30 protein-coding genes are annotated in these 26,145 nt (G+C 37.9%); 3 read left to right on the top strand and 27 right to left on the bottom strand.

All coding sequences use genetic code 11. From position 1 onward, the window contains the following. The first annotated feature begins 5 nt into the window (after window positions 1-5). A complete protein-coding gene (locus tag CLOS_RS16285) occupies window positions 6-290 on the top strand; it encodes a CC/Se motif family (seleno)protein (RefSeq protein ID WP_278183749.1) in 285 nt (94 codons plus the stop codon). Between the two features lie 98 nt (window positions 291-388). On the opposite strand, the gene CLOS_RS04265 is transcribed toward CLOS_RS16285, so the two are convergent. Together CLOS_RS04265 and CLOS_RS04260 are read right to left on the bottom strand one after the other, a co-directional pair. Next, entirely contained in the window at window positions 389-1,510 is a 1,122-nt protein-coding gene (locus tag CLOS_RS04265) for a metallophosphoesterase (protein ID WP_198006324.1), read from the bottom strand. Window positions 1,511-1,557: 47 nt separating this feature from the next. Next, window positions 1,558-2,382 (bottom strand): MerR family transcriptional regulator, encoded by an 825-nt coding sequence (locus CLOS_RS04260; protein WP_012158684.1) that lies wholly within the window; start codon window positions 2,380-2,382, stop codon window positions 1,558-1,560. Between the two features lie 145 nt (window positions 2,383-2,527). On the opposite strand from CLOS_RS04260, the gene CLOS_RS04255 reads away from it, so the two are divergent. Further along, entirely contained in the window at window positions 2,528-4,258 is a 1,731-nt protein-coding gene (locus tag CLOS_RS04255) for an ABC transporter ATP-binding protein (protein WP_012158683.1), read from the top strand. Beyond that, the gene (locus CLOS_RS04250; RefSeq protein WP_012158682.1) at window positions 4,255-6,009 is read left to right on the top strand and encodes an ABC transporter ATP-binding protein; all 1,755 of its coding nucleotides are present in this window, start codon (window positions 4,255-4,257) and stop codon (window positions 6,007-6,009) included. The genes CLOS_RS04255 and CLOS_RS04250 overlap by 4 nt, the downstream gene beginning before the upstream one ends. A gap of 110 nt (window positions 6,010-6,119) precedes the next feature. On the opposite strand, the gene CLOS_RS04245 is transcribed toward CLOS_RS04250, so the two are convergent. The 25 genes from CLOS_RS04245 to CLOS_RS04125 all read right to left on the bottom strand — a co-directional run bounded on the left by CLOS_RS04245 (window position 6,120) and on the right by CLOS_RS04125 (window position 26,145). Then, window positions 6,120-6,320, bottom strand: a complete 201-nt coding sequence (locus CLOS_RS04245; RefSeq protein WP_012158681.1) for a hypothetical protein — start codon at window positions 6,318-6,320, stop codon at window positions 6,120-6,122. Between the two features lie 4 nt (window positions 6,321-6,324). Then, window positions 6,325-6,549, bottom strand: coding sequence for a hypothetical protein (locus CLOS_RS04240; protein WP_041718980.1), 225 nt, complete (start codon window positions 6,547-6,549; stop codon window positions 6,325-6,327). Window positions 6,550-6,558: 9 nt separating this feature from the next. Beyond that, a complete protein-coding gene (locus CLOS_RS04235; protein WP_198006323.1) occupies window positions 6,559-6,777 on the bottom strand; it encodes a hypothetical protein in 219 nt (72 codons plus the stop codon). Between the two features lie 33 nt (window positions 6,778-6,810). Then, complete coding sequence (locus CLOS_RS04230) at window positions 6,811-7,083, bottom strand: M56 family metallopeptidase (RefSeq protein WP_041718977.1); 273 nt, start codon at window positions 7,081-7,083, stop codon at window positions 6,811-6,813. 66 nt (window positions 7,084-7,149) lie between these two features. Further along, entirely contained in the window at window positions 7,150-7,692 is a 543-nt protein-coding gene (locus CLOS_RS04225) for a ClbS/DfsB family four-helix bundle protein (RefSeq protein WP_012158680.1), read from the bottom strand. A 61-nt stretch (window positions 7,693-7,753) separates the two neighbouring features. Continuing rightward, window positions 7,754-8,653, bottom strand: coding sequence for a helix-turn-helix transcriptional regulator (locus CLOS_RS04220; protein ID WP_012158679.1), 900 nt, complete (start codon window positions 8,651-8,653; stop codon window positions 7,754-7,756). Between the two features lie 336 nt (window positions 8,654-8,989). Further along, window positions 8,990-9,910 (bottom strand): hydroxymethylglutaryl-CoA lyase, encoded by a 921-nt coding sequence (locus CLOS_RS04215; protein ID WP_012158678.1) that lies wholly within the window; start codon window positions 9,908-9,910, stop codon window positions 8,990-8,992. Window positions 9,911-9,962: 52 nt separating this feature from the next. Then, window positions 9,963-11,219: an SLC13 family permease gene (locus tag CLOS_RS04210; protein ID WP_012158677.1), complete on the bottom strand. Its 1,257-nt coding sequence runs from the start codon at window positions 11,217-11,219 to the stop codon at window positions 9,963-9,965. A 1-nt stretch (window position 11,220) separates the two neighbouring features. Further along, complete coding sequence (locus CLOS_RS04205; RefSeq protein ID WP_012158676.1) at window positions 11,221-12,417, bottom strand: CaiB/BaiF CoA transferase family protein; 1,197 nt, start codon at window positions 12,415-12,417, stop codon at window positions 11,221-11,223. A gap of 422 nt (window positions 12,418-12,839) precedes the next feature. Further along, complete coding sequence (locus CLOS_RS04200) at window positions 12,840-14,198, bottom strand: sigma-54 interaction domain-containing protein (protein WP_012158675.1); 1,359 nt, start codon at window positions 14,196-14,198, stop codon at window positions 12,840-12,842. Window positions 14,199-14,239: 41 nt separating this feature from the next. Next, window positions 14,240-15,301, bottom strand: a complete 1,062-nt coding sequence (locus tag CLOS_RS04195; protein ID WP_012158674.1) for a hypothetical protein — start codon at window positions 15,299-15,301, stop codon at window positions 14,240-14,242. Between the two features lie 74 nt (window positions 15,302-15,375). Next, window positions 15,376-15,951, bottom strand: a complete 576-nt coding sequence (locus CLOS_RS04190; RefSeq protein ID WP_012158673.1) for a DUF3841 domain-containing protein — start codon at window positions 15,949-15,951, stop codon at window positions 15,376-15,378. Then, entirely contained in the window at window positions 15,927-16,487 is a 561-nt protein-coding gene (locus CLOS_RS04185; protein ID WP_012158672.1) for a DUF3841 domain-containing protein, read from the bottom strand. The genes CLOS_RS04190 and CLOS_RS04185 overlap by 25 nt, the downstream gene beginning before the upstream one ends. Before the next feature lie 82 nt (window positions 16,488-16,569). Then, complete coding sequence (locus CLOS_RS04180) at window positions 16,570-17,028, bottom strand: cupin domain-containing protein (protein WP_012158671.1); 459 nt, start codon at window positions 17,026-17,028, stop codon at window positions 16,570-16,572. A 39-nt stretch (window positions 17,029-17,067) separates the two neighbouring features. Beyond that, a complete protein-coding gene (locus tag CLOS_RS04175) occupies window positions 17,068-18,153 on the bottom strand; it encodes an ethanolamine utilization protein EutH (RefSeq protein WP_012158670.1) in 1,086 nt (361 codons plus the stop codon). Between the two features lie 38 nt (window positions 18,154-18,191). Next, the gene (locus CLOS_RS04170) at window positions 18,192-18,464 is read right to left on the bottom strand and encodes a EutN/CcmL family microcompartment protein (RefSeq protein ID WP_012158669.1); all 273 of its coding nucleotides are present in this window, start codon (window positions 18,462-18,464) and stop codon (window positions 18,192-18,194) included. Window positions 18,465-18,477: 13 nt separating this feature from the next. Further along, window positions 18,478-19,086: a hypothetical protein gene (locus tag CLOS_RS04165; RefSeq protein ID WP_012158668.1), complete on the bottom strand. Its 609-nt coding sequence runs from the start codon at window positions 19,084-19,086 to the stop codon at window positions 18,478-18,480. A 5-nt stretch (window positions 19,087-19,091) separates the two neighbouring features. Next, a complete protein-coding gene (eutD, locus tag CLOS_RS04160) occupies window positions 19,092-19,727 on the bottom strand; it encodes an ethanolamine utilization phosphate acetyltransferase EutD (RefSeq protein ID WP_012158667.1) in 636 nt (211 codons plus the stop codon). Between the two features lie 10 nt (window positions 19,728-19,737). Beyond that, window positions 19,738-20,475 (bottom strand): hypothetical protein, encoded by a 738-nt coding sequence (locus CLOS_RS04155; protein WP_012158666.1) that lies wholly within the window; start codon window positions 20,473-20,475, stop codon window positions 19,738-19,740. A gap of 81 nt (window positions 20,476-20,556) precedes the next feature. Further along, window positions 20,557-20,826, bottom strand: coding sequence for a BMC domain-containing protein (locus CLOS_RS04150; RefSeq protein WP_242649616.1), 270 nt, complete (start codon window positions 20,824-20,826; stop codon window positions 20,557-20,559). Between the two features lie 87 nt (window positions 20,827-20,913). Then, a complete protein-coding gene (locus CLOS_RS04145) occupies window positions 20,914-22,392 on the bottom strand; it encodes an acetaldehyde dehydrogenase (acetylating) (protein ID WP_012158664.1) in 1,479 nt (492 codons plus the stop codon). Next, the gene (locus CLOS_RS04140) at window positions 22,392-22,991 is read right to left on the bottom strand and encodes a BMC domain-containing protein (RefSeq protein ID WP_242649596.1); all 600 of its coding nucleotides are present in this window, start codon (window positions 22,989-22,991) and stop codon (window positions 22,392-22,394) included. The genes CLOS_RS04145 and CLOS_RS04140 overlap by 1 nt, the downstream gene beginning before the upstream one ends. A 6-nt stretch (window positions 22,992-22,997) precedes the next feature. Further along, window positions 22,998-23,651 (bottom strand): ethanolamine utilization microcompartment protein EutL, encoded by a 654-nt coding sequence (gene eutL / locus CLOS_RS04135; protein WP_012158662.1) that lies wholly within the window; start codon window positions 23,649-23,651, stop codon window positions 22,998-23,000. A 189-nt stretch (window positions 23,652-23,840) separates the two neighbouring features. Next, window positions 23,841-24,752 (bottom strand): ethanolamine ammonia-lyase subunit EutC, encoded by a 912-nt coding sequence (gene eutC, locus CLOS_RS04130; protein WP_012158661.1) that lies wholly within the window; start codon window positions 24,750-24,752, stop codon window positions 23,841-23,843. A gap of 25 nt (window positions 24,753-24,777) precedes the next feature. Further along, a complete protein-coding gene (locus CLOS_RS04125) occupies window positions 24,778-26,145 on the bottom strand; it encodes an ethanolamine ammonia-lyase subunit EutB (RefSeq protein ID WP_012158660.1) in 1,368 nt (455 codons plus the stop codon).

The raw sequence follows: 26,145 nt of genomic DNA, 5'->3' as shown, positions 1-26,145 counted from the left end.
TATATTTGAAAATTACACTAGAGCCAAAGGCAGTAAAGTTTATTCAATCAAAGGGTGAAAATGCTATCACCGCATGGTTAGAAGGATGCTCTTCCTGAGGCGTGGGCGAACCACAACCATCAGTTAAGATGGGAAAACCTATAGAATCAGAGCTTTATAATGAATATGTGGTCGATAACATTGTTGTTTATGTTAAAAACGATGTTCAAACAAAAAATGATGAACTAAAAATCAAATATACGAAGCTGCTATGGAATGAAAAGCTGGTTGTTGAAGGCATGGCATTCTAGGCTTTTATAGAACATCAGCAGGAGCATCCTCAAAAGAGAGCTCCTGCTTTTTTATTGAATCTGCTTCTTCACAGATCTAAGAGTATCTCTATCTATTTTTACTGAAACTGAATTTTTACACTTACGATTTCCGACCGTGTGCCGATTCGAATTGGTGGACCCCAAAAACCGAATCCAGAGGTTACGATACTGTGCATTTTTTCTTTTTGAAGATACCCCCAATGGTTCTCATAAAGCCGACTTGTAATGAGCCTACCAGGAAAAACTTGTCCACCATGGGTATGACCGGATACCATTAGATCAATACCTGCTTGCTGTGCAATGTGAAGGTCATAGGGCTGATGCTCCAATAAAATCGTCGGCTTTGTACGATCTACGCCCTCCATCAATCGCTCTAAAGATAATCGTTCACTGTCCATTCGATCCTTCCGCCCAATCAGTGTCAATTGTCCTTGCACCTCTGTAATCTCATCGTATAGCACATGAATGCCGCCATGCTCCAGAGCTTCAATTAATTCCTCCATGGTACCATTATGTCTATCATGATTACCGAGGGATACATAAACCCCATAGGGTGCTTGAAGGTTGGACAGGATTTCATGGATTTTCTGATCAATAAATGGTTGAACATCATCATCCAAAAGATCTCCTGGTAGGAGAATTAAATCGGGACCCAATTTGTTCATCTCTCGTACTAAACGCTGTGCATGATTTTTGTCTGACAAAAGACCAAAGTGGGTATCTGCCGCTATGGCGATGTGAAGGGTATTTAAAGAAGAATCTCTTTTATCCATCTTAATTTCGTAGGTATGAACCACAGGGTTATATGCGTTATACATACCGTATCCTAAAAAGGATACCACCAATACTAAAGTGATGCTTCCCGCCCATTTCCTTGTGCTCTCCCGAGGTAACTTGGTGAAACGTAAAAGAATTACCGTAAGATGGGCAAGTGGAACTATCATTAGCAGTAGATAAAAACATGCCATCCAATAGGCACCCACAATGCTTAAAAGTTTGACTCTAGATATACGCCCTAAAATAAATGAAGTGGCTGCTAACACAATCATAACAGTATAGATTATTTTGAAGCGTCGGCTTGATGTTGTTGGTCTGAGCCACCGATACCCTCTCCAGCCAATATAGAATACCAACCCGCTATAAAGTAGTACGGTCATGATGATCACAGGAATAAATTGATTCATTTTTCGCTTGTTCAACTCCTTATCTGCCTATAGATTGATGTCCTTCTTACTTATTTTCCCCTTTACTTAGAAGTTTCAATCAAAATTAAAGTAACGTAGTCCTCTCTATTTTTTGTACCAATTTCAAAAATAAGATACTCTTCATAAGCATGCTTTCCTAATGGAATTCCGTGTTCTTCCGCATATTCAAGGATTCTGGTATACATTTCACTGATATTTTGATAGCTTCCTTTATAATAAACTTGAAGATACCATCCCTCCTTGCGAACTAGAGAGATATTCTCCCCACGGGCATTTTCTTCTTTCGTATATAAATAAGAGAAACTGTCAAATCGTTTCTCAAGGATATTATCAATGGTCAAAGTAGCACCTAAAAAATCAATCATACTGGCATTACTGCTGTTGCGAAAATCGCTTAAGGAGGACATAAAGTCAGGATAAGAATTATCTGTATCCTGATCCATCACTGGACTTCGCAGCGCATAGACCTCTTTGCCATGCACCAGCTCGATCTTATTATATTCTAAGGTCAGCGCTTCCTCTGTTAGGTTCTTTAAGGCATTGATTTCATCCTTGACCCGCTGTAGTCTTAGAAGCTCTTTGGTAACCTCTTCTGATTTTTGCTCCAGCAGGGATATCAGAGCACTGGGATTTCGTTCATCCATAAATTTTTTTATCTCCTTCAATGGCATTCCCAATTGCTTTAAAGCAACAATAATAGAAAATGTATCATACTGGCGGAAGGAATAATATCGGTATCCATTTTCTTTGATGATTTCAGGTTGAAATAATCCGATCTGGTCATAATGAAATAATATATGCTTTGGAATACTACAAAGTTTTGCAAACTCACCAGTGGTTAAATATTCTTTTTTATTTTTGGACATCTTAACCCTCCATTGAAGCCTTGATATTTTACGAATTTCCTTGACTATAAGATAACCTTATAGTTTATAATAATCCAAGTGTTCCTTAATGTCAAAGAATCTGCAATTAGATCTTTCAAACCATGTTATTTAAAGGAGGTTGTTTATGAAATTCATATTAAAATATCTTAAGAGATACCCCAAGTTAATTATATTCAATATCTTAGGAATATTTAGCTTTGTTGCCGTTCAACTAGGGATTCCTACCATCATGGCATCCATGATCGATAAAGGGATTGGTAACAGTGACATCGCTTATATAAAAAGAATGGGCATCCTTATGCTCCTCTTAAGTATTGCAGGTGGTGCAGGAACAATTCTGATCACCTATGCTTCTTCAAGAATTTCTACCTATATGATTCGTGACATCCGAAATGATGTTTTTGCACAATCACAGAAATTTGCCCATACGGAGTATACCAAATTTGGTGTGTCCTCTATGATTACTCGTACAACCAGTGATGCTTTTCAGCTGATGATATTCGCTAACTTACTTTTTAGAACTGCATTATTAGCACCGATTATGATTTTTATCAGTATATTTATGACCATCAAAACCAGCTTAAGCCTATCTCTAATTATTGGCGCCAGCTTTCCATTCATTATATTAGGGGTCATTATCGTTGCAAAGGTAACTGGTCCAATTTCTGATGCACAACAAAAAGGTTTGGATCGTTTAAATAAAATTTCTAGGGAAAACTTGTTAGGGATCCGAGTGATCAGAGCCTTCAGAAAAAGTGGCTATGAAGCAGAACGCTTTGCAGGCATCAATGAAGTTTATGCCTCCAACTCTAAGAAATTATTTAAGATCATTTCTTTTGCACAGCCTGCTTTCTTCTTTTTACTGCATTTATCCATGTTGGCAGTATTTTGGGTTTCTACTATTATGATTGGTAAAGGGACCTTGCAGGTCGGTCAATTGGTCGCCTTCTTAGATTATCAATTCCATGCACTGTTTTCAGTGATGCTGTTTTCCATGGTATTTGTAATGTATCCTAGAGCAAGGGTTTCTGCAAACCGTATTCAGGAATTATTAGATCAAGAGCCCTCTATAACAAACCCTACAGCTGGGATAAAAGAAACAAAAGGGAAAGCAAAGGTGGAGTTCCATCACGTTACATTTCAATATCCCGATGGTGAGCTCCCCGTCCTAAAGGACGTGTCCTTTACCGCACAACAAGGAGAAACGATTGCCTTTATCGGTAGTACAGGCAGTGGTAAAAGTACATTAATCAATTTAATCCCAAGGTTTTATGATGTTACAAAGGGCGCTATCAAAATAAATGATGTGGACATTCGCGATTATGATATGGATGTACTTCGTAGAAAGATTGGATTTATTCCACAAAAAGCATTCTTATTCTATGGAACCATCGAGGAGAATCTGAAATTCGGTAATCCAGATGCAACCTCTGAAGATATGAACCATGCCATTGAAATAGCACAGGCAAAGGAATTTATAGAAAATAAGCCGGACAAGCTACAAGAGCTTATCAGTGAGGGTGCTAAAAACTTCTCTGGGGGACAAAAACAAAGGATTTCAATAGCAAGAGCGCTGATTCGAAAGCCAGAAATCTATATTTTTGACGACAGCTTTTCAGCCCTTGATTATAAAACAGATGCCACATTGCGTCAGGCTTTGCGGCATGAAACCAAGGAATCTATCGTATTCATTGTGGCACAAAGAATTAGTACCATCATGGATGCAGATAAAATTATTGTTTTAAACGAAGGTGAAGTGGTGGGCATTGGAACCCACAAAGAGTTATTGAAAACATGTAGTATTTATTATGAAATTGCAGATTCACAATTAAGGAAGGAGGAATTAGAGCAATGAAAAAGTTATACCCCTATATCAAACCCTATTTAAAATTTTTTATCGCTTCAATTCTTCTTCTAATTATATATTCCGGGTTTTTAGCAGCGGCACCTATGATCGAAGGTTTAATCACAACGAGATTAAAAGATGATGTGGTCAATATCGCCAATAATGTTCCTGGTGCGGCCATTAGTTTTTCTTATATTGTAGGGATTTTAAAAATATTGCTTGTAATTTATATTGGAAACATCGCTTGTAATTTCTTATCTCAGTATCTTTTAACCATTGGCATACAAAATTCCATGCGTGATTTAAGAAATGAAGTGCAAAAGAAAATCACAAGGCTTCCCATCAGCTATTTTGATACCCGCACCGTCGGTGATATTTTAAGCATTATATCCAATGATATAGAAACCATATCCAATGCCCTACAGCAGACTTTATCGAGAGTATTCAGTGCCGTTTTATCCATCTCCTTAGCTGCAATTTTGATGTTCTATATTCATCCTACCATGGCATCCATAGCCATTTTAATTCTGCCGGGCAGTCTCTTTATTATGAGATTTATTATGAAGCGCTCTTCTCTTACCTTTAGAAATCAACAGCGTGCCTTGGGTACTTTAAATGGCTATATTCAAGAGAGGTATACTGGATTAACAGAGATTAAATTATATGGCAAACAGGAAGAATCTATTGAGCAGTTTAAAAAGATCAATAGCAATCTTTGTGAAAATGGTTTCAAAGCACAGTTTGTATCCGGTCTAATGTCTCCTTTGATATCCTTCATCACTTATATTTCAATGGTAGCCGTTATTTTTGTAGGAACCACCTTTGTAATTTCTGGTGCCATCACCATTGGACAGCTTCAAGCCTTTATCCGTTATATGTGGCAATTAAATGAACCACTGGAACAGGTAACTCAGCTATCTTCCTCCATCCAATCTGCCATTGCGGCCTCTGGAAGAGTCTTCGATTTTCTCGAAGCAGGGGAAGAAGTGCCAGAGAGAGCAAATCCATGTAGCATCCAGGATTTAAGAGGCAATGTGACATTTGAAAATGTGTCCTTCGGTTATACCAAAGATCATATATTAATTAAGGACTTCAATGTAGCAGTACAAAGTGGTCAAATGGTGGCCATTGTAGGACCTACTGGTGCCGGAAAAACAACGCTGATCAATCTTTTAATGCGTTTCTATGATGTAACTAGCGGCGCAATCAAGGTGGATGGTGTCAATATTAAAGATATGAGACGGGACGATCTTCGCTCCATCTTCGGCATGGTTCTACAGGATACTTGGCTGTTTAATGGCAGCATCGCCGATAACATTGGGTATGGCAACGATCATGCAACACGAGAAGATATTGTCAATGCAGCAAAAATCGCCAATGTCAACCACTTTATTAAAACCCAGCCCGATGGCTATGATATGATCCTCAATGAAGAATCTTCCAATGTTTCTGCTGGAGAAAAACAGCTACTAACCATAGCGAGAGCCTTCCTAGCAGACCCTGCAATTTTAATTCTTGACGAAGCTACGAGCTCTGTAGATACAAGGCTAGAGCTGATGCTGCAAACTGCCATGAAGAATATTATGAAAGACAGAACCAGCTTCGTGATTGCCCATCGCCTTTCTACCATTCGAAATGCAGATTTGATTCTCGTTATGAATAACGGAACCATTGTGGAGCAAGGTACTCATGATGAGCTGATCTTAAAGAAAGGCTTCTATGAAAATTTATATATGAGTCAGTTTCAGCAACAAGCGTAATGTGGACATTTAATAAAAAAGAGGTAAAGTCTATGGAAATTTCCAGATCCATGACTTTACCTTTTTTCACATTTAATTTTTCATAAATCCTACTTGCCATTCTCCTTTATTTATTCCATCCTTTTAAGATACAGATCCATGCCCTTTTCTGTTTCAAAATGTCCATAAAATCCTTCTCCATATTCATAATCAAAGAGGATACACTCCGCTAATATTTCTTCTTTTCCATTGGCCAACTTAATTAAGCTATAGTAGCCATTGCCCTGATACCTCGCAAATACCATCTCTTCTTTGGATATGCTGATTGGCATAAAGTCAAAATCTTTGACCTGTCTTTAAATCGTAGTCGTAAATATGATGGGCCTTGTTTTTCCAATCTTCAAAGGCTTTGCTATAGTTAAAGCTCATGGATTCGTCTATAGCCTCAGTAGCCGAATACAATAGCTTTTCGCCATCTTTTGTAAAACTTGGTGTCATTGCAACGAAATCTTGCTCCATACCCTTAATCTCTCTATAGGTTTTATTTGGATGAATCTCCAATAAAACAATTTAACTGAATTCGCCTCCTTCATGAAATCGATGTTCCTCTTTCCCATTTAAATAAGAATAATAGAGCCCATCTTCTTTCATATAGACAACAAAAGAGTCTTTTTCTATGCTGCTCTGATCCGATACCACACTACAAGCTATGGTTAGTCCAGAAGATACGATTAAAATCGATACTACCAAGGAGGTCATCCATGTCCATTTTATGAACCACTTTTTCATCGATGGAGTATTTACAGTATTTATCGATTTCCTTTAACTCTGGGTTGTTTTCTCTATATTTTGGGTTCCTTCATTTTTAACAGATTGATTCCCAACAGGAGGCTCTTGAATTTCTATTGTAGAGATATTGGGCATTAGATTGATAGGAATTCTTACAAAGTTTCCGATGGGTACCATAAAGAAGATTAAAGCTACAATCAGCATTTTATAATGCCAAAAGGAATTAAAATACTTCTTAGTGAGGGGTCTCATCAGTAAAAGTAGGAGAAATACCGTACTTCCAGTGATGCTGATTTCGTGTCCCATAGCCCCACTCTGCCATGAATGCTAAAGGCATTTGATATTTTTTATTCTTCACTTTCTATATTTCACTTATTTGTTCTTGCAATTTTTTTGGTGAGCTTTTAATTTTTTCATAGCCCAATCATAATGACTGGAAGTTGCACTTACAAAATATGAACCCAATGTACTTCCTCCTACCCATTGATATATTCCCTTAGAAAACAATTCATCATTTGTAAAGGTTTCTGCCAAATTTAAAACTTCCTCATGGGATCTTTGTAGAATCATAGCTGCTGCTTCTAACGATGTGGTTTGATGTTTCCTCCAAAACTCTACATTCATATTGCCATAGGTTTTCCAGTTATATGGTTCTGGAATAAATGGTTTATCTATACCATTCTGATTTGAATTTACCCAATTAAGAATAAGCTGATGCCATTCGTAAAGATGGACTAAAATATCTCTAAGATTTTTATCTCTTTCCCAATGAGCCTCTTTCTTTTTTTCATCTTTTGAAAAATCAAGAGATGTCTTTAATTCCTCGTCACTTAATTTTGAAATAAGCGTATTTAGCTTTTCGTAATTGTCTTTTGCTGCACTTATTAAATCTAGCTTTGTTGTAGGTCTTGACATAATAAATCCCTCCTTGTGTCTTGTTGCTATTATTATATAAAAGAATACTTGACACAAGCTGTCAAGTTATGTATTTTTGTGCTATTTTATTTATCATATCTTTAATTTGGATCCGGATCTCTTTTGGTTCTAATACTTCAGCACCATCTCCAAAGGAAAGAATATAATTGTATAGATTATAATCCTTTGGAATTTCTATTTCTGTATATAAATTACCCTCCTCATCTTCTGTAATATCTCCACTTAGTTCATCGTATACTCTAAATGCAACTTTTCTATCAAACTTTACTTTTATGCGTACTGTAGTTTCGTACTGCATCTCTTTTTTCAATGTTATATTGTCGAAATCGTCTTCAAAATTTATTGACAGTATTTCTAACTGCTTAATTCGAGAAAGCTTAAAATACCTAAAATCCTCTCTCAATAAACAGAAGGCATATAAATACCAATCCTGACCTTTAAATAAAAGCCTGACTGGTTTTACGCTACGATTTGTTTCTTCCTCATTACTACTGAAGTAAGAGAAAGAAATAATGTTTTTGCTTATAATTGCAGACTTTATATCATTAAATATTTTTTCGTATATTTTATTATTTTGCCAATTGGTAAAGTCAATCTCTATCCAATTTGTATTTCTCATTTTAAACAGTGCAGATAACTTTGTTATAAGTTCACTTTCATATAATTTACTTGTATTCTCTAAGCCATGAAGTGCTGCCATAATCTGTTCTTTTTCATTTTCAGTGAGCAACGATTTACTCAATACAAACTCATCAGCAATTTCTATTCCTCCACCTTTACCTTGGGTGGCATAAATTGGTATTCCCGCACTACTAATAGAGTCCATATCCCTATAAATAGTTCTTACTGATACTTCAAATTTATCTGCAAGCTCATTTGCTGTAACTTTTCCTTTTTCTAAAATATAATACAGTATCCTAAATAATCTATGATTTTTCATCGTTTTAACATCTCCTGTTGTTATTATACCATAATAACTTGACATGATATGTCATATTATTCTTGCACACCATTCGTTCATAATATTTAAATTGGTGAGTGTCTCATCCGGTTGGTCCAACAGGAACAATAAATTCCTCCTTCAAAGTCAAAATCTTTATTCCATAGAGGAAATTATCATTTATATATGGATCCCTTCTATCCTTTATCCTTAACTGTACCATAAACAAAACTTTCTTTCATGGTTTCTACAGACCTATATCCAACGAAAAAACCAGTATATGGAAATATACTGGTTTTTTCATTGAATATTTTATATCTTTAGTACAATACTGCATTACATATCTTTGCAGACATTCCCTTTGTATAAAGGCGCAAGATGGCTCACAATGGTTGTATTGACTTTATCCTTAATCAGCTGAATTGCTTCGTAAACCTTTTCAATCTCTATATTTGTTTCAATTCCCATTTCACTTAACATATAATATAAATCTTCCGTCGCTGCATTTCCTGAAGCGCCTGGGGCAAATGGACAGCCTCCAAGACCACCTGTAGCGGATTCAAATTTAGTAATGCCGTATTGCATCGCAGCTAAGGTATTGGCAAGGGCAAGCCCTCTTGTATCATGTAAATGCATCACAAATTTCTCTGGGCCAAATTCGTTTACTAAAGTACGCATCACTTCCGATACTTTTTTAGGGTTTCCAAGCCCAACAGTATCTGCCATCAAAATTTCTACAGTCCCAAGATCAAAGGCCCACTTGCACATCTCTTGTATCCGTTCAATCTTAACTTCATCCCCAAATGGACATCCAAATGTGGTTGCTAAGCCAAGACGAAAATCAATATCACCTTTGTATTCCTTAATTAAAGCTTCATACTGTTCCATAGATTCAGCAACAGTACGGTTTACGTTTGCTTTATTATGGCTCTCACTGGCACTGATTACATAGGTAATCTGATCGACACCAGCTGCAATGGCAGATTCTACCCCCCTTGCATTGGGTACAAGTGCCACGAATTTGATATCCTGATCTACCGCGTATTGTTTCGCTGCAGCTACAACTTCTTTCGTGTCTGCCATCTGAGGAATTGCTTTTGGACTAACGAAGGAGCCCAGCTCAATTCTCTTGAAGTTGGCATCAATCAACCTTTCTACGATGGCAATTTTATCTTCTGTGGCAATAAAATCCTTTACGTTCTGGAATCCATCTCTAGGACATACCTCCAATATCTCTACTGATTTTGGAATAATCATCTCTACCTCTCCTTTTATTGTATCTATAATTTCAATTATCAATATTGTTTATTTAGAACATACCAAATACACCTAAAAAGGCTAATGTGGCTATTAGAATAAGTGCAAATACAGCCCAAAGGAAAAGTGAAACAAAGACCTTCCCTTCTTCTTCTTTTGTGAAATTTTCTTTATTACTTGCTAATGCAGCAAGAATTAATGCCCCACCAGTGGATGCTGGACTAATACCTGCACAAGATCCTCCGGCTGCAATAGCCGCAACTAGTTCCGTTACGGTTACACCACCTACACTTTCAACAATACCACCAACTGTTGGGATCAACGTTGGGTATACAACTCCAAGAGCTGAACTTACCCAAGAAAGAAGACCTGCTGTTATTCCCATAATAGGGGCAGCTGTTCTCGGTCTCATAATAGAAGATAAGACACTGGATAATAAATCTATGCCACCGACCAAGTCTACAATGTTCATCAATACACCGACGCCAAGAACTAACATTACAGTCCCCCATGGGATGTTTTTTAATGAAACGCTTTCATCTCCTATTTTAAAGAATATTAGGGTTGTAGCAACAAGGAATGCAGCTAAACCAACATTCATTTTTACAAAGATGATTAGAAGAAGCATAACAAGGATTCCTGAAAGAGATATCAACTGATGCGCCGTGAACTTTGGCGTATCCGAAAGCTTTAAACCTTCACCATTCTGCTTTACTCTATAACCCTTATACACAATATAAACAATGCAGGAAAACGTTACCGTCATTATGATGTTGGATATCAAAACACTAACGATGACATCATCTAATCCCTGTGCTGTGAGGATACCGGATATTAAAGTTCCTTCCGGTGTTATTGGTGTCATTCTACCAGCCATAAGACCGGTCACACCGATTAGAGAAAGCATTACTGGGTGATACCCAACCTGAAGTGCTAGAGTAACTGCGATTGGTGGAATAATAGCCAAAGCTGGAATTGCACCGGGCCCAACAGCCGCAATTATAAATCCTGCCATATAAACGAAAATTGGAATCAACCATATTTTCTTTCCTACTAAGGAAACAATTTTCTTTGCACCTAGCTCTAACGCTCCGGTAGAATTTACTATGGTGAATAAAAACGTAATCCCTACTAGTGTAGTGAATAGCGATGTACTGAATCCACTAATAATTACTTTATCCTCAATATTGAAAAAGCGTCCAAGTACAACTGCTACAGCAATAGAAAGCAACCCCACATTCATTTTCTTAAAAAAAGCAATGATAACTACGGTAACAAAAATAATTAGAGCAATAACGTCTGTACCCATATTATATGATACCCCTCTCCTTTAAGTCTTTTAATGTATCTGCGTCCATACCCAACAGTTCCCCATAAATTTCTTCATTGTTGGCTCCTAGTAATGGCGCTGGTGATTTTATTTCTGTCTTTGTTTCCATCAACTTAACAGGGTTGCCGTTTACTCTCATTTTACCAATTACAGGATGCTCACAATCAACGAACATTTCTCTTACATGAGCTATGTGCTCATTTTCAGTAATATCTTTTAGTCCCATAATCGGAGCAGCAGGTACACCCGCACCTAGAATGGCATCTACTGCTTCTTCAATCGTATAGTTACAGCTCCATTTTTCAATCTCTTGTTTTAGAGCCTGATGGTTGGTACAACGTTTATCATTTGTATCGAAGCGAGGGTCCTCTAAAAGATCTTCTCTTTTTATTACTTTTTTACATAAAAGCTCGAACAACTTTTGATTTCCACAGCCAATAACAAACTGACCGTTCTTTGCTATAAAAGAATCGTATGGAGATGCAGCTGCATATCGATTTCCCATAAGCTCAGGCTCTTTCCCTGTAACCATATATCGTTGAGTTCCTGTTTCAAGAGAAGCTACAACAGAGTCCACCAAAGATACATCTACCCTTTGTCCTTTCCCAATAATATGTCGAGCATTGATAGCAGCAAGAACACCAATGGTTAAGTTCATACCACCCAGCACATCTCCCATTGCATTACCAACTCTAGTAGGAGCGCCTCCTGCTTGTCCAGTAATGCTCATCAGTCCACCCATTGCTTGTGCAATAATATCATAACCCGGTCTATCAGAATATGGACCGTAGCAGCCGAATCCTGATACAGCAGCATAAATGATCTGATCATTCACTTCTTTTAGCACATCATAACCAAGTCCCAGTTTATCCATAACACCCGGTCTATAGTTTTCAACTACAACATCTGCATTTTTAACCATATCTAAAAAAATCTTTTTTCCCTCAGGAGACTTTAGATTTAGGGTAATTCCTTTTTTATTTCTATTGACATTGGCAAAATACAAACTATCTCCGTTCTTAAAAGGTCCCATGCCTCTTGTATCGTCACCTCTGCCTGGCACCTCGATCTTAATTACATCGGCCCCCATATCCGCTAACATCATTGTACAGTAAGGTCCAGCAAGTACCCGTGTTAAGTCAAGAATCCTTATATTCGCTAGTGCTCCTCTGTTCATTTTATTGTCCTCCTTCTACATTTTAAGATATAAGAAAAGCCAATCATCTGTACGCAGCCTTTCTTATGTATTCTTAATTTGCAATAGGCGTGCCAATCTAAATGATCTTGTTAGAAATTTATTAATTTTTTTGATTATTGCTTGTATTGACTGAATTATTTTTTTTATTTTATTTATTTAATCCATCTACCCATGGATTTATATGCTCAAATATTTTCATCTTATTTCAATATCCATTCGAATTATCATCATTTTATTTCACAAACACATCATAACAGATTCAAGCTATTATTTATAAAAAATCCAATGAATTTATTATTAAAAAAAGTTGATTTCTATTTATACAAAATCAACTTTTATCCTGGAGCCCTATTCGCCTATCAGTATATATCCTTTTAATTTGTACTTTTTATAGTAAATACCTAAAACTTTGTTGAAATATTGAATTTCTTAATTCTTCTCCAAAGTGTGGATTCGCTAATACCTAAAATTTTAGCCGCTTCTGCTCGATTTCCTTTGGTAGAGATCAGTGCATTTTTAATCGTTTCCATTTCTTCCTTTTCAAGCTGCATGGCAATATCTGTATTCGTATGGAATTGGGCCTGATAAATTACTTGTCTCATGACCTCGTCAATGTCTTCACTAATCATTCCACCATTTAATAAAATTGCAAATCGCTCGATTATATTTTTCAATTCCCTTACATTTCCCATTAAAGAATGGTTTTTCAATTGTTCTAATAACTGCTGTACGATTACTTTATTTTCACTATACAATTTCGGATACTTTTTACTAAGAAAATCCCTGGCTAAAACTTCTACATCCTCTGAACGCTGCCTTAATGGTGGTATTGATAGGGTCAGTGTATTTAATCGATGCAATAAATCCAGCCTAAAATTTCCCTTCTCCGCTTCGTGGATTAAATCCCTATTGGTAGCAACAATGACTCGGACATCAATGTTAATCAGGATATCACTCCCTACTGGATGTACTTGTTTTTCCTCAAGAACCCTTAAAAGCTTTGATTGTACTGGAAGTGGTAATTCACCTATTTCATCAAGAAAAATTGTTCCCTTGTGGGCTTGCTGAAACAATCCTTTTTTTCCGCCTTTTTGTGCCCCTGTAAAAGAAGCTTCTGCATATCCGAAAAGTTCGGCTTCAAATACGGATTCAGGTAATGCTGCACAGTTAATCGCTAAAAATGGCGCTGATCTTCTACTACTATTTTTATGGATACTTTGTGCAAATAGCTCTTTTCCCGTTCCACTTTCTCCCGTAATCAATACTGGTAAATCTGTCTCTGAATAAAGCTTTGCAGTTTTAACAATCTTCTCCATCCACTTACTTTTATAGAGGATATCTTCAAAAGAGTACCTTGCTGTTAATCCTTTTTGGATCAGCGTTTTTCTGATTTCCATTTCATTATCTTGCACTTCTTTGACACCTTGAAAAATAGCAACGGCTCCTATAATTTTATTGTCCGAAAAAATAGGCAGTCTCGAAACAACAAGATGTTTTCCTAATCTAACATCCAGTACATTTCGCTGTTCTATACCAGACTCCATAACTTTCACAAGTCTAGATGTTGGGAAGAATATCGTTGTTTTTTTGTACATCATATCTTCGATTCCCTTGAGACCTAAAAATTTAGCGGCCCAATCATTGATATAAATTATCTTAGCATTAGAATTTATAATAAGAACACCATTGCTGGAAAAATCCACAACTGCCTTAAGTCCTTCTATAAAGACAAAGTTATCATCATACTTGTTATCATCCATAGCTCTACGCTCCTTGTTAATAGATCAAAAATTTCTTTGAATCAAGTCACATCCCCTAGCTTTCCATTTTTTTGAAGAATTTTAAGTGCCCTGAATGTAGATTCAATCTCCATAGCGTTTTTCTTTCTCCGGTTTTCGCCTAAGCTCATATGGCTTCCTTTGATCCATACACCGTTTTTTTCATTTAAAGATTCTTTCGTGAATATAAATGTATTTCTATCTGTCTTGTATTTAAAAAATAGCTCAAAAGCTTCTTTACACCAATTTGATTCCCTAAAAATATTACTAAATGATAACCATTCAAGGAAATTTAATATTTCAGAAGTTATTGCACCCTTAATTTCAGGTAATTTACAATCCCATCCCATTACAAGATAACTTCTATTACCATTTAATAGGATACCATAACTTGTATCAAGCTTATTATATCTTTCATCAATAATGTACTCAATAATTGTATTTATTTTCATTTTATTGATTTCATCCAAAAATTCGTCGGCTAACGAAAAAGCATACAAGTCATAAATCAAGGGTAATGAAAATCTTCCCCCCCTATATAATTCCGGCTTGATAACTTTTTTATTTTTAAAAGCTTTAGGAATCCCTTTATAGTTCGTCCGCTCATCGTATATATCGTAGTTTTTGTGCCTTACGAAGTCATATATGTTCTCAATTCTCTTTTCAAGAAACTGTTGAAGATCATTATCAATATAGCCAGCCCTTATTAAAAACGGACACATTATGATCTCAGGAAATATATGAAACACATGATCTACAGGAAATATCCTCCTTTTAATCCGTTGTAATATTGGTATCATAATATCATCTAGTAAAGATTCTCCTGCTTTTATTCCACAATCTAGTATCCTTGGCAATGAATTTTCCAAATGAAAGTTTGTTGCCCCGTGTATACCGTTAAAATCATCGATTTTAGACACATCTTCTAGATTTTTCAATCTCTTTATTACTACCTTAGACTCAATTAATTCTCTATACAACTCATTTAGTTTTTCATCATTATAAATGTTTAACACTTCATTCACTGTTCTAAACCGAATAATTTCATCGCCATTTTCAATCAGATGTAAAATAGTATCTACCATAGCGCAGTCTCCCTTCAATAATTGGGACCTCTGAACAATCAATATTTATTAAAGATATTTAAAATAGATCAAAACTACAGCATCCATTCTTTCTTCAGCTGCCACAGCCCTGCCTGCACGCTCCCTACACTTTCCGTATTTCCCTGTTTTATATTTTCGTGATGGCGAAACAACCTTATCCAGCTATCCTGTACCTGACGCTTTAAATGGGGATAAAAGTTTGTGAGAATGATATCACTTTCCTTCCGAATGCCATAATCCCTTATCATTTGATGGAATTGTTCTTCATCCGCTTTCGTTTCGCCTATATACTGGAGGCATAATACCTTATTCCAATCATACATATCAAAAAATAGAACTTCATCCAAAGGGATCCATAGCTCTAAAGATTTGCTATCTGCTGGCTGATCCACACTGTGTTTATCGAGAAAGGCCCAATATGGATATTCGGCGCCTTTGGGCTTTGGAAGGTATTTTTCTGCCGCTGTAACAAACCAATCATATGCGGCTATAAAGATCGGAGCACTTTCTTCATATTTTTTTATTACATATTCCTTCTTAGAAAAACAAACACCATCTCTTTCAAGAATTTTTACAACAAGCTCTGACTGGGCAGAATACAGCCTTACCTTATGATCTGTGTGATCCATTCTTTTCGAACCTCCCATATGTTGCCGTATTTTTCATCGCTGCCAAGGGTAATTGAATCGTCAAACAATCGATGCCAGCTATCGATGATACGTCTTTTGATTTGAGGATAGAATTGAGACATATATGCTTTGGTATCACTGCTGACCCCATACGCCTTTAAAAGCTGTCGATGATTTTTAGCATCCTGCTCATCTGATGGAATATAGGAATAATTCAACATGGCTCCCCATTTATTAATATTGACCATAGTGATTAGGGCTGGGTCCACTTTCAATTCCAATAGGACGGTTCCTACACTGGGGAGCATCGTGGCCTCCCTTGCCAACGATACCCATATTGGATATTCAGCATCATATGGCTTTTGAGTCGTATTGGGTGTATTCTTCACTAGCCAATCATAAACCTCCAATACCAAGTGGGCATGTTCATCCAAATCCTTCAAAATATATTCTTTCTTCGCTATATATCGCCCTGTTTTTTCAATCTCTTTCAACACATTTTCATTCTGTTTCGTCCATACTGTAATTTTATTCATTCCCCTCATCCCCTTTCTTTTAGAATAATACATAACAAAAGGCAAATCAATGGGAGTTCATCCATCAATTTACCTTTTTACGTTATGATTGCCAATCTGCTGGATAGGTTACATAAATAAATCTTGCCTTGCCATCTACTGAAAACTGAATTTTTGAATTCCTTGGAATTAAAATCACTTCTCCAGCATTGGCAGTGATGCGACGTCCATCTATGATAATGGTTAAGGTTCCCTCAATAATATAGTCGATTTCATCATATCCTAGGGTCCAATCGAAGGTTGTATCCTCCATTACCATGAGTCCACAGCCTAGCCTTGGACTTTCCATAAGGGACACCAAATCCTTTGTATATACCTTATGATTGGGATTGCCAGTATCCAACCGATTCTCCTCATCTACAGAGAATAGTGGTAATGCAATGGACATGATACCACTAGGATCCACTTTCCTTTTTGAAGCATCATTCAGCTTCTGACCATATTCTTCCATGATAATGCCACGAACCAACTTTTCAATTTCTGATCTGTCTATATTCAACATCTTCCCTCCATCTATACTTCGATTTCTCTAATGCTTAGTTTATTCAATCCCAAATACACTTTTCGATAAAAATATAGCAACAAAAATGGCAGAAATACCGCCCACCAGCTTACCAATAATCATAGGTGTAATCAATTCTGGTGCAACGCCGGCAGTAAATCCTAGGTGATCACCGAATGTAAAGGATGCTGAAACTGCAAAAGCAATATTAATCACCTTGCCACGTCGGTCCATACCCTTTACGGTTTGGAACATGGCAATATTGTTTGCAAGAGATGCAATAAGACCTGCTGCTGCGATATCATTCATTCCTAACAATTGACCTAGCCGAAGCAATGGTTTTTTGAATATTCTTGTGATCAAGAATACCAGTCCGTAGGCACCGGCTAAAGTAATGGCAATGCTACCAACTGTTTGAAACCCGACTTCAAGGGTATCTTGATTTTCAAATACTTTGATACCTAGTAGTAAATCTAATCCACCAATTGCCAGTCCAATAGCTGCAACTGCAACGATAATCTTCCCAAATACGTTGAACCCTTTAATCATTCCTTCAGGAATTTTAAACAATCCAATTGAAATTAAAATGGCCACAACAATGATTGGTATTAAATTCATAAAGACCTTCACTGCAGGCATACCCATTACAACGCCTGCAACGAATGCTCCAATGGGAATCGTCACAATCCCACATAATACACCTTGTGCTAGATACTTCGTATCTTCACTGCTGATGATTCCCAACCCAACCGGAATGGTAAATACTAGTGTTGCACCCAGCATAGCTCCTAAAATCCCCCCTGAGAAAAGTACAATTAGTGGATCGGTCGTCATTTGCTGTGCTAAGAAAAACCCACCCATATCATTTGCTAAGAGTGTTCCTGCAAACATTGCGGGATCTGCGCCTAACATTTTATATAGAGGTACTACAATGGGACTGAGCCAATCGGATAACTTGGGCGCTATGACGATGATACCTGCCATTGAGAGTGCTAAGGAGCCCATTGCTAGTATTCCTTCCTCAAATTGTTGTCCTAATCCCACCCGATTCCCTATGGAACGGTCAATTGCACCGATGACCATAATAATTGCCATAATCCAAATTATGATCTCATTTATACTCATTCATTTCACTCCATTCTATTTATAAATAGCAGGTTTTATCATTTTTTAGGATAATCCACGGTGTCTATAATTCCAACAATGACCATATCCACGGGAATACCTTTCCCATCAAAAGATAAACGACCAGAGCTACCAGTGGTAATCAAAACAGATTCTCCAATACCAGCACCGACCCGATCCACTGCCACAACTAGATCTGGATCTGCTTCCTGTTCGTTTCGTTGTTTTTCAATGAGTAAAAACTTTAACCCATTTAATTTTTCATCTTTGCGTGTAGCCCATAGGCTACCAACAACTTTTCCAATGAACATAGCATGCCCCTTTCTATCGAATTTGAACCCCTAAATCACGCATATAGTCCCTAGCCAATGCTGTAATAATGGTATTCGGATCAGCTTCAAAGATGTCGCCTTCCTGTAGGTTCATCTCTCGCACTTTTGCTATGGTCAGCAGTTCCTTTTTACCACCTTTATGGGCTTCATTTTTTACATCATGGATCGTTTCCCTGCTCTTTTCAAAATTCTTTAAGGGAAGAATGGAAACACCGTATTTGACCAATTGTTTTTTATAGTGTTCCAGAACTTGTAGCAATGCTGGCGAGATATTCTGGCGACTGATATACAGTTCCATTCCTTCTTGTAGAACCATCACTTTCTTCTGTTTTAATAAACGATCCCAAATAATGATTTCATCTTCGCCTTGAGGAAGTCCCAGGGCGAGGCGATTCATATTTAAAATCGGCAGCTCCGTGACAATGACCTCATCCATTTTTTCTTGAAACGATACGATTCGATATCCTTTTTGTTCATAGTAGGTTCGAATACTCGTGTATTCTTTCCCTAAAAATGCTAGGGTTTTTCTAGGTTCTTCCTTCTCTAGCCGCTGCATCAGAATATCTGTGATTTTTTGCACGAATATTTCAATATTGTCCATTCCTATCACCTCGTAATAATACGTCCTCGTACACCTTTCTTATGACCACAAGCATTTGCTTCATCGTAATCAATATGCATATAAGTCTCGAACTTTGGGCTTATTCTCACGATCACATCATCAAATATCAACGGTCTTTCACTAAATACTTGTACAGACACTCGATCTTGATCTTTGACACCAAATTTTTTCGCATCTGTCTCTTTTATATGAATATGACGTTTTGCAACAATGACGCCTCTATCTAAAGCAAAAGACCTGGATCCGTTCATAATAACGACCCCTGGCGTATTTTCAATATTTCCACTCAAATGAACTGGTGCATTGACCCCTAGTATACGTGCATCTGTTATGGAAACCTCCACCTGGCAATGCTTTCGCTCTGGTCCCAAGATGATCACATTGTGAATTGTACCTTTCGGCCCCTTCACATCCACGCGTTCCTCCGATGCAAATTCCCCTGGCTGTGACAAATACTTTGATGGGCGTAATTGGTACCCTACGCCAAAGAGAGCGTCGATTGCTTCCCGATTTAGATGGATGTGGCGTCCACTTGCTTCTATTTCAAATGTTTGATCCATTACTTCATGTATGCGAGCAACAACTGCGTCCACGATTTTATCCATATTATTTTTAGTCATGTTTCCACCCCTATTCTACTGATTTTTCCTTTGACTGCACCATCAAAATCCAACAATAATCCTTTAAAATCGTCGCTATTGAAACGAAAAGAATATAGTCCTCCAATATCAAAATTTCTTTCATTTCTCTAGCGATAAAATGTTCTAGTTCCTGTAAACATCCATGCAATTCAAATAGAGCGAGGACACATTCTTCATCTTGATAGGTTGGCATAAAGAAGCCCTCCGGATAGAGGCTGGCCATATATGGTTTTTTGTCCTCTGACAGTCTTTCAATTTCCTGGATCTGATTCAAGATCTCTGGGGATAAAGTTTCCATGGATATTGTCTTGACTACCACTAAGATGGTATTTAAAGCTTCTACCAGTGCCATCTTTCCCACATGGTAACTTTTCTTTTGTATGGTCAGAATATGACTGATGATCCCATCTGCTTTCACTTTAAATAGATACCTTAAGTGGCTCTTCCATATTTCCTGCCCATTTCCATTCCGATATACCAAAACGTCTTGAATATTTTTTACACCCTTCGGCTCATTTTCCTTCAACCGGGTCATTGGGAAGGTTGCCTCTTGTTGCCTAGACTCATGCTCCTCTGATATATGCCTATATTCAATCACAATATCTTTTAGATATTCCTTTGCAGAGGGGGTAATTACGGTCCCAGGTTCTAAAACTAAGTGTCTTGTTTCTTTTAATTTCGTCGTACGGAGTAGTTTTTTTATTTTACTTTCTGTTAAAATCGTCATTCTGATTCACTTCCCCTCGATAAAGAAAAGGCTGGACATAAGCTTTTATTATGCCTCAGCCCCACTTTTTATCTTCCAACTTTAAGCATTTTGGGTGTCGTATTTTGGTAGGATTACATCTACCTCCATATGTGGACGTGGTATTACATGAACAGATATTAACTCACCAACTGCTTCTGCCGCTGCTGCTCCAGCATCTGTTGCAGCTTTAACTGCACCAACGTCTCCACGAACCATAACAGTTACCAGACCGCCACCTACCTGCTCTTTTCCAATTAAGGTTACATTTGCTGCCTTCACCATTGCATCTGCTGCTTCCACTGCTGCTACCAATCCTTTTGTTTCAATCATGCCTAATGCATTTGTATTCGCCACTATAATTACCTCCTAAATTTTTTATTGTTTTATTTTTTATCAATATTATTGTGTGCATCCTACTTACTTTAATCTCTGCAGAACACGTTCAACGAGCAAATCTACTAATTGCTCCTTATTAAATCCTGAACCTTCTAAATCTATAGCATTCCCTTCTGCAAAAACATCTTCTCCACGGATTTCTTCCAATGTTCGAACACCATAAACGACGCGTCGGAGATTGAATAAATTCTGTGGGCCAACATTGTCAGAAGTAGAGCTTCCTCCGATTGCGCCACAACCCAATGTCAAAGCAGGCATTAGGTTTGTAGTTGCTCCGATTCCCCCTAACGTAGCAGAACAATTGATGAGGAATCGTGAAACTGGCACCTTTAATCCAAATTCTTCTGCAATTTTATCGTTTGTTGTGTGAAGCACCATAGTATGTCCTGCGCCTTCAAAATTTAAAATCTGAATACTTAAGTCTCTAGCTTCTTGCCAAGTATTCACCGTATAGAAGGCTAAAATCGGTGACAATTTTTCCCTGGAATAGGGAGCAAGATTTCCAACACGTGTTTCTTCTGCAATTAAAACCTTTGCATCTTTTGGTACAGAAATGCCAGCCAGTTCTGCAACAACCTGTGCCGTTCTTCCTACAATATTCGGATTCATGGTACCATTTGGTCGTAAGATATATTTTTCAAGCTTTAGGGCGTCTTCTTTCGATAAGAAATAACCACCCTGCTTCTTGAATTCTGCTATGACTTTTTCTTTGCTAATATCTTCCACAATGATGGATTGTTCCGATGCACAGACTGTGCCATTATCAAATGTTTTCGATTCAATAATCAGCTCCACTGCTCTCGGAATATCGGCACTGCGTTCTATAAAGGCAGGTCCATTGCCCGGTCCCACACCAATTGCTGGTGTTCCAGAGGAATATGCTGCCCGAACCATTGCAGAACCTCCTGTGGCAAGAATCAAGTCTGTATTTTCATTTTTCATTAATTCATTGGTTGCCTGCATTGTAACCCTTGTAATTACACTGATGGCACCCTCTGGTAAGCCAACGCTTCTTCCTGCTTCATTGATAATGCGAACAGTTTCCTTGATGCAATTTAATGCACTTGGATGCGGTGAAAATACAATGGCATTTCCTGCCTTGATACTGATCAGAGATTTGTAGATCACCGTCGATGTTGGATTTGTTGAAGGAATGAGCCCTGCAATGACCCCAACTGGAACAGCCACTTCCATATATTTTGCCGCTGGATTGTTTTTGATGATACCAATAGTCTTCATATCTTTAATTGCATTCAATACATCTCTCGATGCAAAGGCATTTTTTAGAACTTTATCCTGCCATCGTCCAAATCCGGTCTCTTCCTGCGCCATTTTAGCTAATTTTACACGGTTGTCAAAAGTTGCCTTCGCTATGGCTTTGCAGATGGTATCGATCTGCTCTTGGGACAACTTGGCGATTTCCTTTTGTGCTTCTTTTGCTTTTTTCAGCAAATCCCTCGTCTCTTGAATCGACACAAGGTCTTTATCTATCAATCCCATTAATGTTCAACTCCTTTATCCATCAACGCTTCAATTAATATTGTTTTGTTCGCAGTTTTAATTTCCGATTTTTTTATGGTAGAAAGATCGGATTGATATGCAAGAGAACGTAAATCTGTCACTCTCATTTTTTCTAGATCTTCTTTATCAAAGGATGTACCTACAATTGTATTGATACTGGATTTCAAGTTTTCTTTCGAAATTTCTTGGGACCCATTGGAAGGTACTACTGCTTTGTCTGGTTTTTCTTCTTCAATTTTTCCCTTTGTTGTGGATTCATTGGACTCCTTTAGATCCGAAGGACGCTCTTCCTTTCTACCTAAGGTTTTCTCCAACATCCGCTCAACTTGGTCATCCAAACGAGGAATGACATGACTACTGATTAGACAATTTTTATCTGCCACCGCAACTACACCTGCCTCAACCGCCGCTTTGACCGCCGCAATATCTCCAATAATATGAATTGTTGTTAAACCACCACTGACGACTTCACTTCCTAGTAGCCTTACACTGGCCGCCTTTATAGCGGCATCTGCTGCTAGGATTGCTCCTAACTTTCCACGGACTTCAATTAACCCCAATGCCTTCGCCATTTTCATCACCACCTAATAACTGGTTGGATTATCAGCAACGGCTTCCACAGCTTTCGCAAATGCTTCACATGCTGCCCTACAAGCAGATTGTGATCCTGTTAATAATGCACCTGCATAGTTTGTTTCAGTTGGGGGTCCATAAAATACCTTCATTTTTACGGCAGAAGCCTTCAAAGCCGCATCAATAGCTACAATTGCCTCCAATGGTGGTGCAATTAAATAGGCAATTGCTTCTCCTTCTCTCACATTTGCTCCTTTTGAAAGATAAGAACCTGTTCTCGATACAGTATGAGCAAAATAAACTATGGAATTATCCTCATTTGCACTATAGAAGCTGGCTTCATTTGTGATAACCTCAACAGCACGATCTAGACCACTTCGTATTTCTGCTGGACTTGGACCTGCTAAAATTCCAATCACTTCTCCTGCTAATTTCGTAGAAGCGTTAGCAGCACCAGCATACATACTTTTTGCATATACAACAGCTACATCCGATGCCTTCGTGGCTTCATCCAATGCTACATAAGTTACATCATCAGAATCCGCTGTGATAATCCCTAAACTTTTTTGGTTCGGTGCCAAATTTAATTCCTTTGCCAATCCATCATCAACATTTGGAATGATTTTTACGCTTAGAACATTTGCACCTAATCGTTCATTTTTCATTAGGAAACCTCCTCTTTAAATCAGGCAGTTTTTATTTTGAACACCTAAAACTCTGAGTCTCACCTAAAGTTAAGTGCAACATAAAGCTTGTAAGCCTGAGCGAACAAACCTTATTTTGAGCACTTGAAACTCTAAGCCTCACCTAGAGTTGAGTGCGACATAAAGTTTGTGAGCCTGAGCGAACAAACTTTATTTTTCTTTTAAATCCAGCCCAGACGCCTTATTATCCAGCATTCGCTTGATAATTTCGGCAATATATGCACCCGCCTCTACTGCTGGCGTTCCTTGTCTGTGGATATTGGAAACGACTGTCCTTCTAGCCTCTGGCATACCAATGGTTGGTTTATAAGCGATGTAGGCACTCATAGATTCTGCTGTAACAAGCCCCGGTCTTTCTCCGATTAAAAGACAGACAACCTCTGCTCCCGTTGCCTCACCGATTGGATCCATAGCTGGTACACGACAATGTTTGATAAAAACAACTTCTCCAAAGTCCAATCCAAACATCTTCAGACCCTGTCGTAAGGAAGGTAGAACATCCTTGATGTTTGCCTCTATAGCTGCTGAACTTAACCCATCACCAACGATGACCTGCACCTTTTGATTGGGCTTCACGACCTTTTTAATCGTGTTGATCGCTTCATTTGAAAACTTACGACCTAAATCTGGCCGTGTAAGATATTCGTCTTTATCCTTGCATTCTGTAACCACCTCTACAAATCCCAGCTCTTTCACTAAATCCTCATCAACGTAAGAGAATACAGCATCTTGAGCAGCCGCGTGGTCAGCACGGAACCTGAGACTAGGTTCTGTCATATATCTTGGGCCAGCTCTCCATAAGCCTAAGCGAGCCGGTGTATAGGATTTCATTTTCAGATACCCTTCTTTATCGGCTGCATTGGGTACTAAAAATTGCTTCCGAATATCTACTGCTGTAATATCTGGTATGAACCTTTCTTCAACACCCTGAGGTTTGGTAGTTTGCATTGTGCCCACAGATCTTTCTGCGGTTGAATTACTATTTATAACGGCTGGTGGTGCTTCACCCACCATTTCATTTAAAATCGATTTGATCATTTCTTTTAAATTTAATTCGTCCATTCGTTATCCCTCCTCTTAGAAATATTTAACCCTTCAAGAATACAGATGCATCGCCAGCTTTGGAAGTTAAACGTCCATTTTCACTGAATCCCATTTTTTCTAACCATTGGTCAAATTCTTTAATTGTTCGTTTATTCAATAATTGACGAATGGATGCGCCTTCATGGAACCCTGTGGTTTGATAATTTAACATGATATCATCACCATTTGGAATCCCCATAATGAAGTTTACACCTGCTGTTGCAAGTAAAACTGTTAAATTTTCAGCGTCATTTTGGTCTGCCTTCATGTGGTTCGTGTAGCAAACATCGCAACCCATAGAAATACCTGTTAGCTTACCCATAAAGTGATCTTCTAGACCTGCACGAATAACTTGCTTAGAGTCGTACAGATACTCTGGTCCAATAAATCCAACAACGGTATTCACAAGGAATGGATCGAAATGCTTTGCAAATCCATAACATCTTGCTTCCATAGTCAATTGGTCTACGCCATTGTGTGCATCGGAAGAAAGCTCAGAACCTTGACCTGTTTCAAAGTACATCACATTTGGCCCTACTGCGGTACCTAGCTTCAAAGCCATATCCTTTGCTTCTGAAAGCATCTTTGCAGAAATTCCAAAAGCTGCATTACCTTTTTCAGACCCTGCAATGGATTGGAATACCAAGCCTGTTGGTGCTCCCTGTTCCATTGCCTCCATCTGAGTGGCCACATGAGCTAAAACAACGTGTTGGGTAGGAATTTCCCATTTATTAATAAAATCATTAAATTTATGTAGAATACGTTTTACGCTTTCTGTGGTATCATCTACTGGATTCAAACCGATAACTGCGTCTCCAGCACCCATGGATAGGCCTTCCATAACGGTAGCCATAATACCATCTACATTATCGGTGGTATGGTTCGGCTGAAGCCGTGTTGAAAATGTTCCAGGAACACCAATTGTCGTATTGGCAGTCTTCGTTACAACGATTTTTTGTGCGCCTACGATTAAATCTAAATTCGACATAATTTTGGCAACTGCTGCCACCATTTCCGCAGTTAGACCATTGGATATACGATGGATATCATAGTTTGTCGTATTGCTGTTTAGGATCCATTCTCTTAGTTCGGCTACGGTCCAATTTTTGATCCTTTCATAGGTCTTGAGATTTACATGATCAATAATGATCCGTGTCACTTCATCTTTTTCATAAGGCACTGCAGGATTGTTAAATAAATCGGAAAGCTTTAGCTGAGATAGGACAACTTTAGCTGCAACTCTTTCTTCAGCGCTCTCTGCTGCAACGCCAGCTAAATTATCTCCAGATTTTTCTTCATTGGCCTTCCCCATAACTTCCATTACAGATGAAAATTGATAGGTTTTTCCAAAAAGCTTTGTTTTTAAAATCAT

Origin of the sequence: Alkaliphilus oremlandii OhILAs (assembly GCF_000018325.1) — a bacterium.
In the GTDB taxonomy this organism is placed as follows: domain Bacteria; phylum Bacillota; class Clostridia; order Peptostreptococcales; family Natronincolaceae; genus Alkaliphilus_B; species Alkaliphilus_B oremlandii.
This window is presented reverse-complemented; position numbering and strand designations above follow the sequence as displayed.